The 17,952-nt window shown below is 28.4% G+C and carries 17 protein-coding genes; 1 reads left to right on the top strand and 16 read right to left on the bottom strand.

The window, feature by feature from the left end:
* Nucleotides 1-78: 78 nt before the first annotated feature.
* From M2214_RS02500 to M2214_RS02475, 6 genes are all read right to left on the bottom strand, one after another.
* Nucleotides 79-3,144 (bottom strand): efflux RND transporter permease subunit, encoded by a 3,066-nt coding sequence (locus M2214_RS02500; RefSeq protein WP_248482494.1) that lies wholly within the window; start codon nucleotides 3,142-3,144, stop codon nucleotides 79-81.
* Between the two features lie 14 nt (nucleotides 3,145-3,158).
* Complete coding sequence (locus M2214_RS02495) at nucleotides 3,159-4,265, bottom strand: efflux RND transporter periplasmic adaptor subunit (RefSeq protein WP_248482491.1); 1,107 nt, start codon at nucleotides 4,263-4,265, stop codon at nucleotides 3,159-3,161.
* Nucleotides 4,266-4,666: 401 nt separating this feature from the next.
* Complete coding sequence (locus M2214_RS02490; RefSeq protein WP_248482489.1) at nucleotides 4,667-4,993, bottom strand: hypothetical protein; 327 nt, start codon at nucleotides 4,991-4,993, stop codon at nucleotides 4,667-4,669.
* Nucleotides 4,994-5,420: 427 nt separating this feature from the next.
* Nucleotides 5,421-5,912 (bottom strand): prolyl-tRNA synthetase associated domain-containing protein, encoded by a 492-nt coding sequence (locus M2214_RS02485; RefSeq protein WP_248482487.1) that lies wholly within the window; start codon nucleotides 5,910-5,912, stop codon nucleotides 5,421-5,423.
* Nucleotides 5,913-6,015: 103 nt separating this feature from the next.
* Nucleotides 6,016-7,185, bottom strand: coding sequence for a MalY/PatB family protein (locus tag M2214_RS02480; RefSeq protein ID WP_248482485.1), 1,170 nt, complete (start codon nucleotides 7,183-7,185; stop codon nucleotides 6,016-6,018).
* Between the two features lie 304 nt (nucleotides 7,186-7,489).
* The gene (locus M2214_RS02475) at nucleotides 7,490-7,714 is read right to left on the bottom strand and encodes a hypothetical protein (RefSeq protein WP_248482483.1); all 225 of its coding nucleotides are present in this window, start codon (nucleotides 7,712-7,714) and stop codon (nucleotides 7,490-7,492) included.
* Between the two features lie 216 nt (nucleotides 7,715-7,930).
* Here M2214_RS02475 and M2214_RS02470 point away from each other — a divergent pair, with 216 nt between their 5' ends.
* Entirely contained in the window at nucleotides 7,931-9,352 is a 1,422-nt protein-coding gene (locus M2214_RS02470; protein WP_248482481.1) for a rhodanese-like domain-containing protein, read from the top strand.
* A gap of 124 nt (nucleotides 9,353-9,476) precedes the next feature.
* Here M2214_RS02470 and M2214_RS02465 read toward each other — a convergent pair whose 3' ends face one another.
* The 10 genes from M2214_RS02465 to M2214_RS02425 all read right to left on the bottom strand — a co-directional run bounded on the left by M2214_RS02465 (nucleotide 9,477) and on the right by M2214_RS02425 (nucleotide 17,940).
* The gene (locus M2214_RS02465; RefSeq protein ID WP_248482479.1) at nucleotides 9,477-10,217 is read right to left on the bottom strand and encodes a DeoR/GlpR family DNA-binding transcription regulator; all 741 of its coding nucleotides are present in this window, start codon (nucleotides 10,215-10,217) and stop codon (nucleotides 9,477-9,479) included.
* Nucleotides 10,218-10,424: 207 nt separating this feature from the next.
* Nucleotides 10,425-11,507: an RNA ligase RtcB family protein gene (locus tag M2214_RS02460; RefSeq protein WP_248482477.1), complete on the bottom strand. Its 1,083-nt coding sequence runs from the start codon at nucleotides 11,505-11,507 to the stop codon at nucleotides 10,425-10,427.
* Between the two features lie 282 nt (nucleotides 11,508-11,789).
* Nucleotides 11,790-12,248 (bottom strand): YbaK/EbsC family protein, encoded by a 459-nt coding sequence (locus M2214_RS02455; protein ID WP_248482475.1) that lies wholly within the window; start codon nucleotides 12,246-12,248, stop codon nucleotides 11,790-11,792.
* Between the two features lie 176 nt (nucleotides 12,249-12,424).
* Nucleotides 12,425-12,550, bottom strand: coding sequence for a hypothetical protein (locus tag M2214_RS18115; protein ID WP_256466697.1), 126 nt, complete (start codon nucleotides 12,548-12,550; stop codon nucleotides 12,425-12,427).
* Nucleotides 12,551-12,563: 13 nt separating this feature from the next.
* A complete protein-coding gene (locus M2214_RS02450) occupies nucleotides 12,564-13,478 on the bottom strand; it encodes an anti-sigma-V factor rsiV (protein ID WP_248482473.1) in 915 nt (304 codons plus the stop codon).
* A 15-nt stretch (nucleotides 13,479-13,493) separates the two neighbouring features.
* Nucleotides 13,494-14,030: a sigma-70 family RNA polymerase sigma factor gene (locus M2214_RS02445; protein ID WP_248482471.1), complete on the bottom strand. Its 537-nt coding sequence runs from the start codon at nucleotides 14,028-14,030 to the stop codon at nucleotides 13,494-13,496.
* A gap of 136 nt (nucleotides 14,031-14,166) precedes the next feature.
* A complete protein-coding gene (locus M2214_RS02440) occupies nucleotides 14,167-14,586 on the bottom strand; it encodes a hemerythrin domain-containing protein (RefSeq protein ID WP_248482469.1) in 420 nt (139 codons plus the stop codon).
* A 149-nt stretch (nucleotides 14,587-14,735) separates the two neighbouring features.
* Nucleotides 14,736-15,644 carry a DMT family transporter gene (locus M2214_RS02435; protein WP_248482467.1) on the bottom strand — a complete coding sequence of 303 codons (909 nt, stop codon included), beginning with the start codon at nucleotides 15,642-15,644 and terminating at the stop codon, nucleotides 14,736-14,738.
* Nucleotides 15,645-15,683: 39 nt separating this feature from the next.
* Nucleotides 15,684-17,123, bottom strand: a complete 1,440-nt coding sequence (locus M2214_RS02430) for a trimethylamine methyltransferase family protein (RefSeq protein ID WP_248482465.1) — start codon at nucleotides 17,121-17,123, stop codon at nucleotides 15,684-15,686.
* Nucleotides 17,124-17,295: 172 nt separating this feature from the next.
* Nucleotides 17,296-17,940, bottom strand: coding sequence for a cobalamin B12-binding domain-containing protein (locus M2214_RS02425; protein WP_248482463.1), 645 nt, complete (start codon nucleotides 17,938-17,940; stop codon nucleotides 17,296-17,298).
* Between the last annotated feature and the right edge of the window lie 12 nt (nucleotides 17,941-17,952).

Genomic DNA, 17,952 nt, shown 5'->3' with positions numbered 1-17,952 from the left:
AATAGGGTAAGTAAAACTTACCCTATTAAATCTTATATTATTATATTATCAAATTCAAATTATTATCATTAAAAATATTTAAAGTACAGTTTTAGTGTGTTTTTTCTCTTTTCTTCCTTCAACCATACTATAAACAGTCGGAACAACAACCAGTGTTAATAAAGTAGATACTATTAATCCACCTATTAAGGCAGTTGCCATTGGTCTAAACATCTCTCCTCCCCCTATTAATAGGGGTATAAGTCCAATTACAGTAGTTGTCGTACTTAAAATTATTGGACTAAATCTTCTATCAACAGCTTTTTTACATGCTTCATTTACACTTTCTCCATCTAGTCTTGCTCCATTAATATAGTCAATTAATACTATGGCATTATTAACAACTATACCTATTAAACTCACAACTCCCAGCATTGCAGTAAATGATAATGGTTGATTTAAAACAAACAATCCAAAAACAACTCCTATTAAAGCAAGTGGTACTGTAGATATTATAATAAGCGGCTGCATATAAGAATTAAACTGATATACTAGTACCCCTATTATTAATATTATTGAGAATATAGCCAAAACACCAAGTTCAGAAAAACTACCTTGTATATTACTCATTTCTCCGTCAAAATCAATTGTTACATCACTTAAATCTGATAAGCCTAATTCTCTGATCTTATTCTTCAATTGTTTTTCAACCTTACCTGGTGCATATCCATTTAATAAGTCACTTGAAACAACTGCACTTCTTTCACGGTTATATCTTGCAATACTTGGATGCAGTCTTTCAATATCAACAGTTGCAAGATTTCTTAATAATACTTTTTCTCCTGTCATAGATGATTTTATTGCTAGATTTTCTAATTCTTCTTTTGTTTCTATATCACTCTTAACTACAATATCATATTCATTTCCATTTTTTCTAAATGTAGATGAGTTTTTACCTCTTAGTGCAGTACTTACTTCTTTTTGTACATCATACTTTGAAATTCCATACATACTAGATTTATTTTCGTCAACATTTACACTAAATTGATATTCTTTATCTACGAAATCACTATCTACATTAATTGTTCCTTCAATTTTTTCTAATTCATCTACAATCAACTGAGTTACTTCATCTAATCTTTCCATCTTTTCTGCACTAACTCTAATTTGAATTGGACTTCCCCCGCCACTACCAGCATCTAATAAACTAGAAATAGCACTTCCACCTACAACATTCTTATCCAACTCCATTTGTATATGATTAAGCAGTTCTTCCTTAGTCTTAAATCTTTTGCCCTTCTTTAAATCAAATTCTACAAGAACCTGAGCAAAATCATTTGATGGAGATCCTGTTTTCACTGTCATATAGAATTTAGGAAGTCCATCTCCTACAGCTTGAGAATAACTAACTACTTCAGGTTGATTTTTTATAATTTCTACAACACTATCAGTAAGTCTTTCAGTTATATCAATATCTGATGCATTTTCTGATTTTATATTTATATACATAAGATTTTTATCTGCCTTTGGAAACATACTAACATCTAATTGTTTAACAAATACTCCTGTTATAAGAAACCCTATCATACAAACACTGATCATAGCCCATTTTTTCTTCATAGCTAACTGCTGAAGATTATCGAAAAATTTTCGTACTTTAGACGGTTCTTTATTCTTTTTCGGTTTGCTTTTTTTAAAGAATATATATGCTAAAGTTGGTGTAGTAATTATTGCACAAATATATGAACATATTAATGCTATAATAACAACAGATGGAACTCCAAAAACATATTCTCCTATTGATGACCCTATTAATAATAGTGGAGCAAATGCAAATACAGTTGTTAATGTAGATGTTAACATTGACATTGCAACATCCTTTGTACCTTTTACACATGCATCTAGTTTATTCATATCTTCATCAATATAGCTTTGGATTGAATCACTAACAACAATCGCATTATCAACTAACATCCCTAAAGCTATAATCAAAGCTGATATAGACATCTGCTCTAGTTTAATACCTAGTCCATACATAATAGTAAACGTCATACATATAGATAATGGAATAGTTGTAGAAACAATAATAGCATTTCTAGCACCCATACCAAAAAACACAACAGCAATAACAAAGAATATAGCTTCTATAAGGTTTATTATAAAATCATTTATTGATTTTTTAACATCATCTGGCTGAAATATTACTTGGTTAAATTTAATATCCTTTGGTAAATCACCTTTTAATTCTTCTAATTTTTCCTTAACTTCATCTCCCACTAGTACAACATTTTGACTATCTTCAAAATAACCAGAAAGTAATACAGATTTTACTCCATTATCTTTATATTTAGGTGATGAATTGTCTACTTCATAATATATATCTGCAACATCTTTTAAACGTAAAACTGTTTCATTTTGAGGTGAAACAGTAATAACAGTATTCTTTATTTCCTGAATTGATTCATAAGTTCCGTTAGATTTCACAGAAATTTTTGCCTTTCCATCGTCAACACTGCCAGAAGGTATATTTATATTTTGAGACTGGATAATGCTTGAAATATCATTTAAAGAAAGCTTATAATAGTTAAGTTTATCCACATCCGCTTCAACCATAATTTTCTTTTCTAAATCTCCATCTATTTCAAATTTTGATACCCCATCAATTTTACTTAACTCATTCTTAAATACCTTAGCATAATCAGCAAGTTCTTCATAAGAATAATTATCACTTGACATACTTATAATCATACCTACTGTATCTGTTAGGCTTGTATTAATTTGTATGTCCAGACATTCACTAGGTAATTCGCCTTGTACAGGCTGTAGTTTTTCTTTCAACTCATCCCATGCTTCATCTGGGTTTATATCACCTTTTATAAACATTGTGACTACTGATACTCCGTTTTTAGACTTGGAACTAGAATAATCATATCCCTCAACCTCTACAATTGCATCTTCAATTTTTTCTGTTACTAGTGACTCTACATCCTGTGGTGATGCCCCTGGATAAACAGTTGTTATAAGCGCAACAGGAGCACTTACATCTGGAGACTCTTGTCTTGGTAACATATAATAGCTATATAACCCAAAAATCATAGCAAATATAATTAGAAGTACTGTCATCTTCTTATTTTTTATAGAACCATAAGTTATTCCCTTATTCATTTAATCACCTTCTTCTATTTATTATTTGCTAATGTATTGTCGTTTATATTTACTAAAGCACCGTTTTTAACAGACTTCATTCCATTAAAAATTAATTTTTCTCCCGCTTTAAGTCCTTTAACCTTAGCTTGACTTCCTTTTGTTTTTTCTATAGTTACGGTCTTCTTAACAGCTCTGTCATCTTCAACAACATATACATAATCTATATTTGAAGATAAAATAGTATTAATAGGAACCCATATACCGGTTTCTTCACCAATACCAAACTTTACATTTACAATAGTTTCTAAATAATAGTTTGTTTCATCAAGTGAAATTTCTACATCATATGTCCTAGTTGTTTTATCAGGAAGTTTAGATATATTTGTTACTCTTCCCTTTGTTTCTTTATCATTAAACTCTATGTTTACTTCTTTTCCTAAACTAATTTTATCTAAATCTTTTTGAGTAACACCTGTTTTTACTATTTTTTTATCATTTCCTATAGTAATAATTTGTGCTCCTGGTGAAATCATTTCTCCTTCTTCATATTTAATATCTAATACATAGCCATCTATATCTGAAACAATAGTAGCATCATTAACCATTTTTAGCTTACTGTCATAGTCTATTTTTAGAGTTTCATAGTTTGATTTAGCTTGATTATAAATAGTTTTTGATGTATCAAATTCTAATTTAACCTTATCATAATCATCTCTTGATACAGCTCCGTACTCATACATTTCTTCAGTCTTTTCAAATAAATCCTTTTTGTAAATATAAGAGTCCTCCGCTTTTTTAATATCTAATTGTGCTGTATCTAATTTTGATTTTGTAGCGTTTAATTGTAAATTTAAATCTGCTTTATCTAACTCAACTAATCTCTGTCCTTTTTTTATGTGATCTCCCTTTTCAACATAAATGTTTAAAATTTTACCTGACGATTTAAAAGAAATTTCTTTCATTTCATCAGATTTAACTATCCCTGTATACTCAAGTTCAACAGGAGTAGTTTTCTGTTGTAAAACCTCCACATCTACCTTTTTAGATATCTCCTCAACTTTTTCAGCTTCTGCCTTTGTGCATGCAGATAAACTTAATAATAAGCATCCTAATAATAATATTAATGATATTTTCCTCATAATTATCCTCCCTAATAATAATTTCAATGTATTTTCTAAACTGATTTTTAACCTCATCATCTACTCTTAATATACTAAGATCTAATTCTAAATTAATAAGAAACAAATTATTAAATTTTTATTAACAAAATATAAACTATTTATTAATAAAAATTCGCTTTATGCTACCGCATAGCTCATGTCGCCAACGAGTCCTATGGACTCCGTTGCTCAAAATAGTTGCAAGTGTAGATTTTTAATCAATGTTATGTGTAACTTAAGAATCATATAATGTTCTATATATTAAAAAAGAGATATTCTTTCACAGAATCGTGAAAAAATATCTCTTTTTATTTTTATAGTATTATTTTGCTTATAATGAAGCAATAACACATTAGATTAAAAGATATATGCAACAATGACTAATCTATTTTAGTAGGTTTAGTTTTTTTAATATATTTATCCCTAAATACTGCACTACACAACAAAAATATAATCATAAGTATATCTATTATAATTCTAAATGATATTTCTTCCTCAGGAAAAAATAATGATAACAAAATATAAATCAAATTTATAATTCCTCCAAAAAAATAAAGCTTTCCAAAACATCTACATGCCTCTTCTAAATTTTGAATCTCTTGATTTCTTTTCAAAAACACAATGGTTTTATGCTTAAAAGCCTTATACGATGCTACAAATAGCATAATAACTGCAAATGTAGCTAGTATATTTATAAAAACCTCCACGTCTTACTCACCTCATTATTTATTGTTTTATTTTTTATTTAGCATTTTATAATCCCATTCTTAAAGATAACATTCTTTTTCATAGTTAATTATAATAGATTGTGTGTGTTTTGTTGTAATAATTTTGTTTTTTCACATTCATGTAATATAAATTACTTCTAAACTCAACTTCTTTATTAACAATACAAACTAAAAATGGATCTTATTGAAATGTTAGCTACTTTTAGGTCAATATTTTACTATGAAACTTAGATTACATCTACTAAATATACGTTAGAAACTTTTTTGTTTGACCATAGGGAGTTTAAAAGTTTTAGTATATTTAGTAAGTGTAGTCTTTAGTTTTATTAAGATATTGACTAAGTAGCGGTATTTCAATGAGACCCATTTTTCGCTTAACCACCAATTTTTTTTATAATTAAATAAACTATACTTCAATATAATTTACTTCATTACCTATAAATTCTAAAAATTTCTCAAAATCCTCATAAGAAATCGTAACAGTTGCAGTATTTACATTAGGATGAAAGCTTATATACTCAAAATTTTTTAAATCTTTATCTATCAACAGCTTCACATGCTTGTCCTTATCATTTATAAGTCCAAATGCAGTTACTGAGCCAGGCTTTAACTTTAAATATTTAAAAAGTCTTTCTTCTGATGCAAAACTTAAATTTGTGCTATTTATATCCCATGATAATTTCTTTAAATCTACCTTTTTGTTGTCTTCTATAATTATAAGATAGTGTTGTCTTCCTTTTCTATCTCTAACAAACAGGTTCTTGCAATGAGCTCCTTTTATATCTAAATTTAAATTGTCAGCTTCCTCTATCGTATATACAGGAATATGAGTGTACTTTTCATACTCAATACTTAGTTTCTCTAATATATCGTATACTGCTTTTTCATTTTCTATCATAATTCCCTCCTCGTTATAGTCTATAAATTATATACCGTTATTATATAACAAGTTCCTATATCAGAATATTAAAATATTTAAAAAGGTAGCCATTGGCTACCTTCTATTTAAACACAGATTCTAATCTTTTAAGAACCTCTTCTATCATAACTCTCGGACAAGCTACATTTATTCTTTGGAATCCTTCTCCCTCTTCTCCAAACCAAAGTCCATCATCAAAAGCAATTTTTGCTTCTTCTATAATTTTTCTTTCTAACTCACCTTTAGAAAGATCGTAATCTCTAAAATCAAGCCATGCAAGATAAGTTCCCTCAGGTTTTCTAACTTTTATCTTAGGAATATTTTCTTTTATATATCCTATCAAGTAATCTATGTTTTCTTCTAAATAAACTAATAATTCCTTAAGCCATGGCTCTCCTTTTTCATAAGCTGCCATGGTAGCTACTAAACTAAAAGGGTTGTTTCTTTTTAAATCGATTCTTCCTAAAGCTTCTTCAAATATATCTCTATCCTTAGAATTTGGAAACACTATAAAAGAAGAGTAAAGCCCTGCTATATTAAAAGTCTTAGTAGGAGCAAAACAAGTGATAGTATTTTCCTCAAATTCTTTTCCTAAGCTAGCAAAAGGCATATGCTTATTTTCTTTAAATATTAGATCCGAATGTATCTCATCAGATATAACCTTAACTCCTTTTTCAAAGCATATCTTTCCTAATTTCTCAAGTTCTTCTTTTTTCCAAACCCTACCTACTGGGTTATGTGGATTGCATAGAATTAAAAATTTAACATCATCATCTATTTTAGATATTAAATCCTCATAATTCATTTCGTAATATCCTCTTTCAGTTTCCTTCAAAGGGTTTAGAACTACCTCTCTATTATTTTCTTCTATAACATTATAGAAAGGATAGTATACAGGTGATTGAATAATTATCTTATCTCCTGGTTTTGTAAATTCCTGTATTATAATACTAAGAGCAGGTACAACCCCTGGACTGTAAGTTATATTTTTAGTTGAAACTTCCCAACTGTGTCTTTTCTTTAACCAATTACAAGCTATTTCATAGTATTCATCTGACCTATTAACATAACCAAATATACCGTGCTCAAGCTTTTCCCTCATAGCTTCTGTAATTTCTGGAGCTGTCTTAAAATCCATATCTGCTATCCACATAGGAATAAGATCATTCGTTCCAAATTTTTTATCCATCTCTCTCCATTTAGCAGAATGGTGTTCTTTTCTATCTATTACCTTGTCAAACTCATAATTCATGTTAATTCCTCCCTATTTATTATAAAATTTTTCTATATGAATAATAACATGTATTATTTATATCTATTTGTATTTCATTACATATAATGTTATTATTTGTCTGATAGTATCGATTAAAACAAATTTCTATAATTAGAAGGTGATAAACCATGATAAAAAATAAATATTATATAAGCTTAATATTTTTAATATGTTTTGCTTTAAATATTCTTACTGAATGTATGAAAACTTTCTCTAGTTTTCCAAGTATAATATATTCTAATATAGTAGGAACTACTCTGGCTGCAATAACACTTGGTCCTATTTATGGTTCACTTGTTGGAGGATTATCTAGCTTATCTTTAAGCACTATAGGTATTGGTAACTCTTCTTTTAGCATATTTTTTATAGTTAATATATTTGAAGGTTTTCTAATAGGTATAATTGCTTTTAAAAATAAATATTCAATAAAGGCAGCATTATTAACTTCAATATTTTTAACACTTACTATTCCTTTTATAGGTATCTTAATTAGCTCGTATCTATTCAATAGCATACCGAGTTCTGGATTTATATATATGTACAACCTAATTGTAAAATCAGCTCATTCATACATATTATTTTTAAACAAAAATTTTATTACAACATTTTTTAAATATATATCATCTTACATAATTTCTTTAATAATCCTGAAAACGTTTTCAAGAAATACTGTAATATATAAAAAAAGTAATAATAGTTAATTTTAAAAAGGAGGAAAAAAATCATGAGAAAGCTTATATCATTATTATTGGCAATAATTTCTATTTATTTACTTGCAGCATGTTCTGATACTAATATTAGCACTAATTCTAACGACCATCAATCTATCAAAATAAAACAAGCTCAAGAATTTTTATCAAAAGAAGATATTTTATTTGTAGACTTGAGATCTGAGGAAGAATATATAGGGTGGCCTATTGATATTGAAAGAGGAGGTCATATAAAAGGGGCTATTGATTTTCCACAAGAATGGTTTTCTTTATTAAAAAATGATAAAGAGCTTAGTAAGGAATTAAAAAGGAGAAATATAATAACTGATAAAAAACTTGTTCTATATACTAAAAATGGTGAAGTATCTAACGATATAATTCAAAGATTATCTTCCCTTGGATATAGTGATATTTCAGTTCTAGAAGAAGGTGTTCAAGCATGGGCTAAAGATGCTACACTTCCAATGGATAAAATGAAAAATTACGAATTGCTAGTTTATCCGAAATGGGTTCAAGATCTTGTAGATGGTAAAAATCCACATACATATGATGGTAAAGAATATAAAATTGTAGAGCTAAGCTTTGGAAAAGATGAATCAAAGTATAAAGAAGGTCATATAAAGGGAGCTATACATATAGATGATAAATTAAATCATGTTCCTGGCTCAAGAGTTTTAGCTGATTATGAATTTATACCAAAAGAAGAACAAGAAAAATTTTGGAATAGACCTGATGATAAGAAAATAGAAGAAACACTGTTAAATCTTGGAATAACAAAAGATACTATGGTAATTCTTTACGGTCCAAATACAACGGCAGCTTCTAGATGTGCAGCTGTGATGATGTATGCTGGTGTTGAAGATGTAAGAATATTAAATGGTGGAATAGATAGATGGAATATGGATAAAATGCCACTTGAACAAGGTGTAAATAATCCTAAACCTGTAGATACATTCGGAGTAAAAATACCTGCTAGACCAGATGTCCTTATAGATTTAGACGAAGAAATGGATATCGTAAACAATCCAAATTCAATAGTTGCATCTATAAGAAGTTGGCCTGAGTATACAGGTGAAATAAGTGGATACACTTATATCGGAGAAGCTGGAGATATACCTAATTCAAGATTTGGATATGCAGGATCTGATCCTTATCATATGGAGGATTATAGAAATATAGATAATACGATGTTTAATTACCATATGATTGCTGCTAGATGGGCTGATTGGGGAATAGTTCCGGATAAAAAAGTTTCATTCCATTGTGGCACAGGATGGAGAGCAAGTGAAACTTATATGTATGCACTTGCTATGGGATGGAAAAATATCACTATATACGATGGCGGTTGGTATGAATGGCATCTAAGTAAGGATAGACCAAGAAAAGAAGTCGGAGTACCAGATGATGCTCCTGAAATTCCAACTTTTAATTATTAAAAATTCATAACTTCCTTAGATATAAAAAAGCAAGGTAAATATTAAATATATTAATATTTACCTTGCTTTTAACAATCATTGTCACGCCCAAATAGGTAACGCCAATGAGTTGTATCTAATTATTTTATGGAAATACAACAGTTATTTTGTTCTCTTCAAAGATGTCCATAAAGTCTTTATCAGGAATTTTATCAGTAATTATTAAATCTATTTTTGATAAATCAGCAACTTTGAAGAATCCACTTTTTCCAAACTTTGTGCTATCTGCTAATACTATAACTTGTTCTGCTTGTTCAATCATTTTCCTTTTAACAAATCCATCTTCATTATCTTCATTCATTATCCCATTTTTTGTTATACCACCAATACCTATAAAGGCTTTGTGAGTATAATAATTAGAGAGCATTGATATAGTTTCTGTTCCATATAGATAACGATGTTTCTGATTTAATTTACCACCAACTAAATGTATATCTACATTTTTATTATTTGATAATATATCAGCTACATTTATTGAATTTGTTATAACTGAACAATCCTCTATGTCACCTAATAATTCTGCACATAACTGCATTGTTGTAGATGTATCCATAATTATTCTATCTCTACTTTTAATCAATGCTGCTGCTAATTTTGCAACTTCTTTTTTTGGCTTTAAATCTTGTTGAAGACGTTCTTCATAATTCTTAATTTTATTTTGAACCTTAGATAAAATTGCACCACCATGGGTTCTAAGTATCTCTCCATTTTTCTCTAGCTTTACTAAATCTCTTCGTGCAGTATCTCTTGAAACACCACATAAATTACAAATTTCTTCTACACTAATTCTTTTGTTAGTTTTTAAGTAATTTAGGATTACTTCCATTCGTTCTTGTTGGTACAAATATACCACCCCAATATTTAATTTATAATTTAATTATAATTGTTTTTAAGTTATTTTTCAAGTTATTTAATTGTTTTTATTTATTTATGCACTTTTTACTTATTTTTTTCTATATTCTCTTTATATTTTAAGTATTTAGTTTAAAGATAGTTAAAAATAACTCCGTAAAAAACGGAGTTATTTTATAAATTACCTTTTATAAGTTATCAACGGCTTTAGATTAGCTACAACCTTAATCATCTTCTCATCCACCATATCCTGTATTACTCTTTCTATATTCTTATAGGCCTCTGGAGCTTCTTCGTATATTAAATTTTTATCACTATATATCAAATTACACTTCATATTGTTTTGTCTTACATATTTTTTAGAATAAACTTTTTCAAGCTTTTCTTTACATCCAAACCTACTCCACTTTCTTCCCGAACCATGAGATATTGAAAAACAATAATCAAAAAGATTATCCATTGGTTTTACTATATAAGAGTTACTTCCTCTGGATCCAGCTACTACAATATATCCTATATCAGACGGTGCTGCTCCTTTTCTATGAATATAGTATATATCATCATCGATTTTCTTTTCAGTTATACTATTATGAACACTACCTAAAATCTTTCTACTTTCTTTTCCGTTTACACAACTCAAAATCTTATGAGCTATGATTTCTCTATTTAAATTTGCAAATTCAACAGCTTTGTTATGTTCACTCATGTATTCATTAAATGCATCAGTACCTAACTCTAATCCATTTTGACAAGAATATTCTTTAATATATTTGTTCAATATATACTCACCATATCTTCTTGAACCACTGTGAACTAATAAGTATATCTCATTCTTTTTTATTTCTATTTCATTTAAAACTTTTTCATCATATACCTTATTAATTTCCTCAAACTCTGCAAAGTGATTACCAGACCCTATTGTTCCTAACTTTTCTTTAAAAGGAAAATCAGTATCTTTAATAAAGTCATTTATATTTTCAAGGCTACTTAATTTTTCTAATTTTTTCATAGTCTTATCTATTTTAAATTTGCTTTTTTTAAGTCCAGTTGAAAATATACCTATTCCACATCCTATATCATTTCCTATTATATGAGGATATATAATATCCTTAGTCATATAGCTTGCTCCAACAGGAGTCTTTCCAACATGTAAATCTGGAAGTCCTACCGCATTAATTATTCCTTTAAGTGCCGCTATCTTTTTAAGCTGATCCACAGCATTGCTTTCTATCCACGATTTTTCGCTTTTTACTATCTTTATCATTATTATATTCTCTCCTCCATATTATCGTATCCTATGGCAAGAGAATAATACTATAACCTATATATATTCTCCCACCTCATATTTTAATAACATCATATCAATCACATCCTTTCAAAAATATTTATCCGAAAGCTAAAAGTTCTAAAACTCCATTCTTTTAAAGATGAAGTTAAGAACTTAACAGCTTCTGGATTAGTTCAACTAAAAATTCAATTGAAGTAAAAACTTCATCTGAATTAAGTTTCACTTTATACAATCATTTTATTATATTTTTAATAATCTTTATTTACATACATCAACCCATATTCCATTAGTTATTTCCTCTAATTCACTCGGCTTAATCTTTATAGATGAATTAACCGATCCTGCAGCAGGATACACATACTCAAAATCTTTAATGGAAATATCTAAATATATATCTAAAGGATTTTTTAATCCAAACGGACATACTCCACCAACTGGATGTCCAGTTATATCTAAGACTTCATCATACTTTAGCATCGTACACTTTGTCTTAAACTCATCCTTATACTTTCTATTATCTATCTTTGCGTCGCCTTTAGTAACTATAAGAATATCTCTATCTTTTAACTTAACAGCTATAGTTTTTGCAATAAGTTCAGGGGCTACTCCATGTGCTTTAGCCGCTAATTCTACTGTTGCTGTACTTTCCTGCATTTCAAATATCTCAAATTTCAAATCATTCTCTGTTAAAAAATCTCTAACATTTTCTAAAGACATTTCAATCAACTCCTTAACACTAAAAATAATTTATTAAGACACATTATATAACATAAAACAATATTGTAATACAGTTTTTTTATAATTTTACAATAAATTCAAAGACACTCATGAAAAATGAGTGCCTTCTTAATCTTATTTTGCAAATTTATCTAATTTTTCTTGTAGCTGTTCAGCTAGATCATCTTTAACGTTTTTTCTAATAATTCTTGATACAGTGTAAATATCTCGATCATCTTTCTATTTTCATCATGAAATATATTTTTAATCCATTCCATGGCTTTTTTAATATAACTATTCAATTATTCTCATATCCTATTTCAAATATCCTAAGTCAGAAATGTTATTTCCAAAAACAGAAGTATCAATTATAAATTCAGGCATCCCCATATAACCAGCTGATATTTCATATTCATTAAAAACTATCACGAGTTTGCCATTTTTATTTATATAAAAATTAGTCTTGTCATCTATAGTTTTGAATTCTTCTGGAAAATACCCAGCATCTTCTTTTTCTATTTCTTCTTTCATTTTCATTACTATTTCGTTATTTATAACACTTATATAATCATAATTCTTATTAAATAAACTACTTATATTGAGTAATTTGCTGTTTTTCAGATCAACATTATAAAAGTCAGCTGTTTCATAACCACTTGCTTTTATTTGAGTTGTCACAACCTTAAAAGACAATATATCATCACTGTTTCTAATTAATGTATAGCTTTGATCTACTATCTCAGGCATGAATGTCAAAAATCCTTTTTTCTGTGAATCTTCTTTTATTTTCTCCGAATTTTCAAGAGCCTTATCATAAACAGCTATAGCACGTTCTTTTAAAATACTGTTTATTTCCTTTTGAACTTCATTATCTTCAAGTCCTTCAATAGATGGTATTTCTATATTTATCTCCTTATATTTATCATACAGTGCCATTTTATTAACGGTTACAAGATTTACAATATCACCTATTACTGGAACATCCAGTAGATTTGCGGCAAATGCATTATCTATATTTACCATTCCTACAAAAACAGCACATATACAAGCAGCTGTTGTAAGACTTCTAATAATTATTTTTTTGGACTTACTCGCTCTCTTCATAGTTTTTTTTCTGAATTTATTTTTTATATTATTTAAATTTTCATTTGTAAACTCAGGAAGTTCACTTACAATCATATCAATATTTTCTTCGCTAAACTCAGATATCAGGTTATCATATTTTTTCATAGTTATCCTCCTAATTTATAATTTAATTTTTGTAAGCAAAGATTTTCTGCTATAGTATAGTCTATTACTCACTTCTTTCGATGTAATATTTAATTTGTCAGCAATTTCTCTAGGTTTTAACTGATAAAAATATCTAAGTAAAAAAATTTCACTATCCATTTGTTTAAGGCTCTTTGCAAAATTATAGATATCATTGATCATTTGTTTGTTCACTAATACTTCCTCTATATCATCAGTTTCTGCCTTTAAATCTTCATCATATGGAAGAGTTGTCCTTTTGTTTATTTTTCTTACTTTATCTATTGCTTTACTTTTTGTAATAAGACATAAGTATGATTTAATACTTCCCCTTTTGTGATCGTATTTTTCAGGATGCTCCCATAAATATGTAAAACATTCTGCTACACAGTCCTCAATATCTTCTCTACTTCCAACATTTTTAAGTACACCTGAAGCAATGATCCAAAGCAACTTACTATATTCATTAATTAGAAAATCATAAGTTCTAGGATTGCGATTGTGTATATCTTGTTGCAATTTCTCATCTATCATCTAGTATATTACCTCCCTGTTTTATATTGATTATAATCGATTACATAAAACAATACGAATAAAAAAGTGTTTTGACTTAAAAAACCGGGCTCAATATTTTATCTAATATTGCACCCGGTTTTTATCTTTATTTTTCTTAATTAACTTTTTCCAACAATGGATATAAATCTATATCTTCTTTATGTATTCTCTTTTGTATCATATCAAATGTATAATTAGATTCTTTTATAAATTCATCTAAATTATTTGTGATTTTACTTTTTGTATTAAATCTATTTTTATACTCAATAAATATTTTACATATATTACCCATTTCATCTATGTATTTATTTGCTTTGTCTTTTACTTCAGTACTGTCATGTTTTATTAATTTAGGATATAAAAATTTATCTTCAGTATCTAAATGTATTTTTAACTTACCTGAAAGCATGCTTATATTTTTTGCTATATCACTTGAATATTTCTCAAAATCATTATTTTTTATAAGCTTATCTATAATTTTTATAGTATCTATAACTTCAATATGTTGTCTTTTTAAATTTGATATATTAGCCATATTATCTATCCCCTTTTTCTATTTTATATGTAAATTATAACAATTAATCAATACGATTTATGTACCATATGTTACATTTCAATTTGAATAAAATTTTGCTTCATATATAAAAAAATAGACCCCTTAAAACAGGGATCTTAAACTGTATTTTAGTTATTTAACTCCTCTATTCTTTCTATATTATTTTGGTCTTTATTTAACAATAGTACTGAGGTTATTATTATAATCCCTCCTACGACCTGATTCATTGATGGTATTGTTCCATATAACAATAAAGATAATATTATAGTGATTACTGGCAAGAAATTCATAAATAAATTGGATAAAGTTACTCCTATATTTTTTATAGCATATATATTCAAGAAATACGCTATTGTAGAGTTGAATACTCCTAAAATTATCAGATTTATTATAACTTTTCCCATCATTAAGTGTCCCATACTTACTGGATAAACGAATATAAACGGTAATGTTGTTACAGCACCCACTGCTGCTTGATAGTTTAACATTACTGTTTTATCATATTTATCGGAGACCTTATCAGACAAGAAGCAATAAACTACCCATGATATTATACTAAGAAGGGTCAGTGAATATCCTTTAAAGTTAGTGGAAGCTAAATCATTAAAGTCTATTCCCATAAGAATATATACGCCTATCAAGGAAACAATCACACTAACAATACTCAACTTCGTTTTTGGTCTTTTAAAGAATATTGTATCTATTAATAATGAAAATACTGCCGCGAATCCAAATAATAGTGACGATACAGTAGGTCCAATAGCAGTTATACTTAAAACTGTTAATACATGAAAAAATGTTGTTCCAAATAAACCTGACAAGCATATAATAAATATATCTGATTTTTCTATTTTAAAATTATACTTTTTCACAACATTATATATAGTGAAAAGAACAGCCATAATAGTAAGTTGAAATCCAACTATTACTGTTGCATGCATATAATCATCAATAACATCTCTAGAAATATATGAAACTCCATATATTGTTACCACTATAATTATAGCAATCAAACCAAGGACTTTGCTTTTATTCATATTTTGCTCACATCCTTAATATTTTTTATGCATGATTTTTTATCTTACTATATCCTTTGCTTTTTCTATAGCCGCTTCAGCTATAGCATCTATTTTATCTTGTATATCCCTATCTAAAAGTTCTACATTTTTTGTTTCTTCAAGAATTTCACGAACTTTTTCTAAAGATTTTTGTGCTATATCTTTTTCTCCTTCATCTTTCCAAGATCCATAATTTCCTCTTTCCGTTAATTCACCTCTCCATAGCTCTTTTCTGAAGTAACGAACTGTATGTTTTGAACCTAAGAAACTTCCACCATGTCCAGTTTTTTCTATATTATCTAAATCTATTCTCTTGTTATTAAAATCTAATGCTCTTACTAGCCTTTGCAGCTGAGACATACATTCATTAGAGTATGGAAGATCTGCATAATCGACTACTAAATCCATATCTAATTGCATTGCTACTAAGAAGTCTGTTGTTAAAGCTCCAATAGTTCCAACCATACCTGTTTCAAATCCAGTTTGTGCATCTAGAACTTTTGAGTCACGTAAATTACATGGCATCTTTGTTGGAAGATCTAAGTAAAGTCCTAATTCTGCCATACAACTCTTCATTATGGCCGATTCTGGGCTAGACATTGCGACGCTTAGTGTTTTCATATCCATACTACGTACATAACTTGAATATATTACAGGTGCTCCAGGGTTAACCATCTGAGATAGTGCTATACAAGCAAGTGTTTCTGCATGAGTATGAATTATTGCACTTTCAATAGTTATAGGTGAAGATATTCCAAGTATTCCTCCAGAACTTATCACTGAAGGTATTTTATATTTACTAGCTTCCATAAGTACATTTAAAGTATTCTCATCTACTTTCATTGGAGGCATAGTTAGTACCCAAACAGATATAAACGGTCTTCTTAAAAATTCTTCTTCGCTACCTACTGCTAGTGATGCCATTTTTACTGCATCTCTAACGCCTTCTTTACCAACTACTCCACCTGTTATATGTTTTGTAGTATTCTTTATTGTTGTTGCCCAAGTATACCAATCAGAAGCTTGAAGAGGCACATCTTGAGGTGTAACAAGTCCACTTGCAATTGTTACGTTATCCAAAGTTTCTAATATTTTAGTAAGTTTAGCTAAATCTTCATTAGTAGCAGGGCGTCTTTCTCTTGTCTCAGGATCAATAACTGCTGTTGCCATAGTCATAGCTGCTAATGTTGGAGGTGCTTCACTTATTTTTACGTCATTTTCTGGTGTTCTTCCATAAAGTACAAATTCGTCTCTCTTTGGAACAGTTTCAAGTGCTCTAGCTATTAATTCTCTAGGAATTTTCACAATTTCACCTTCAACTGTCGCTCCTTCTTTTTTCAATATTTCACGTGCTTCTTCTGAGCATAGCTGCATACCCATATTTTCTAACATATCTAAAGCCATATTATGAACATTTTTTAAATCTTCATCAGAAAGAAATCTTAATAATGGTTTCATATTATTTTCACATCCCCTTAGTTTTTTTATAATTTCATTTGTTTAATACTATGAAAATATAACTTAATATTTAATAGCTTATTCCTGCTTTTTTTTGCTCGATCGTGCTTTTATTAATTTTATTCAAAATATATTAAAAGATAACAAAAAAAATCCCCTTTAAACGGGGTAATTATTCAATCACAAGCTTATGTAAATTTTTTTCTAAAAAACTTCTCAATTTAAATACATCTTCAAAGTAATAATCTGCTCCTATTCTATTTGCAAAAGTTTCTGTTACAGGAGTTCCACCAACAACGACTTTTACACTTTCTCTTAACTCTTTATTTTTTAGTTCTTCTATGACTTCTTTCATAGCTGGTAAAGTTGTAGTTAACAGAGCTGACATCATAAGCATATTAGGTTTTTCTTTATATACTGTATCTATAAAATCTCTTGTAGATACGTTTACTCCTAAATCAATTACATCTGCTCCATTAGCTATAAGTATAGTTTTCACCATATTTTTACCAATATCATGCAAATCTCCGGCAACTGTTCCTAATACAATTTTTACTTTATTATTTCTTTTATACTCTTTAAAATATGGCTGCAATATAGAAATTCCTGCATTCATAGCTCTAGTGGAAAGAAGCACCTCAGGAACTAATACCTTATCTTTACGAAATTTTTTAGCAATTTCATTAATTCCTAAAATTAAACCTTTTTCTAATATATACTCAGGTGGATATTTCTTAGCTAAAGCCTCTTTTGTTAATTCTATTACTGCTTCAGTATCTCCATTTATTATACATTCGCTTATTTTTTTATAGTACACTCATACTCCCCC

Origin of the sequence: Tepidibacter aestuarii, assembly GCF_934924865.1 — a bacterium.
GTDB classification, from domain to species: Bacteria; Bacillota; Clostridia; order Peptostreptococcales; family Peptostreptococcaceae; genus Tepidibacter_A; species Tepidibacter_A aestuarii.
This window is presented reverse-complemented; position numbering and strand designations above follow the sequence as displayed.

Coding starts and splice junctions, on each gene's coding strand:
- M2214_RS02500 (WP_248482494.1), bottom strand. CDS start 3,144: ATGAATAAGGGAATAACTTATGGTTCTATAAAAAATAAGAAGATGACA.
- M2214_RS02495 (WP_248482491.1), bottom strand. CDS start 4,265: ATGAGGAAAATATCATTAATATTATTATTAGGATGCTTATTATTAAGT.
- M2214_RS02485 (WP_248482487.1), bottom strand. CDS start 5,912: ATGATAGAAAATGAAAAAGCAGTATACGATATATTAGAGAAACTAAGT.
- M2214_RS02480 (WP_248482485.1), bottom strand. CDS start 7,185: ATGAATTATGAGTTTGACAAGGTAATAGATAGAAAAGAACACCATTCT.
- M2214_RS02470 (WP_248482481.1), top strand. CDS start 7,931: ATGAGAAAGCTTATATCATTATTATTGGCAATAATTTCTATTTATTTA.
- M2214_RS02465 (WP_248482479.1), bottom strand. CDS start 10,217: ATGGAAGTAATCCTAAATTACTTAAAAACTAACAAAAGAATTAGTGTA.
- M2214_RS02460 (WP_248482477.1), bottom strand. CDS start 11,507: ATGATAAAGATAGTAAAAAGCGAAAAATCGTGGATAGAAAGCAATGCT.
- M2214_RS02455 (WP_248482475.1), bottom strand. CDS start 12,248: ATGTCTTTAGAAAATGTTAGAGATTTTTTAACAGAGAATGATTTGAAA.
- M2214_RS02450 (WP_248482473.1), bottom strand. CDS start 13,478: ATGAAAAAATATGATAACCTGATATCTGAGTTTAGCGAAGAAAATATT.
- M2214_RS02445 (WP_248482471.1), bottom strand. CDS start 14,030: ATGATAGATGAGAAATTGCAACAAGATATACACAATCGCAATCCTAGA.
- M2214_RS02440 (WP_248482469.1), bottom strand. CDS start 14,586: ATGGCTAATATATCAAATTTAAAAAGACAACATATTGAAGTTATAGAT.
- M2214_RS02435 (WP_248482467.1), bottom strand. CDS start 15,644: ATGAATAAAAGCAAAGTCCTTGGTTTGATTGCTATAATTATAGTGGTA.
- M2214_RS02430 (WP_248482465.1), bottom strand. CDS start 17,123: ATGAAACCATTATTAAGATTTCTTTCTGATGAAGATTTAAAAAATGTT.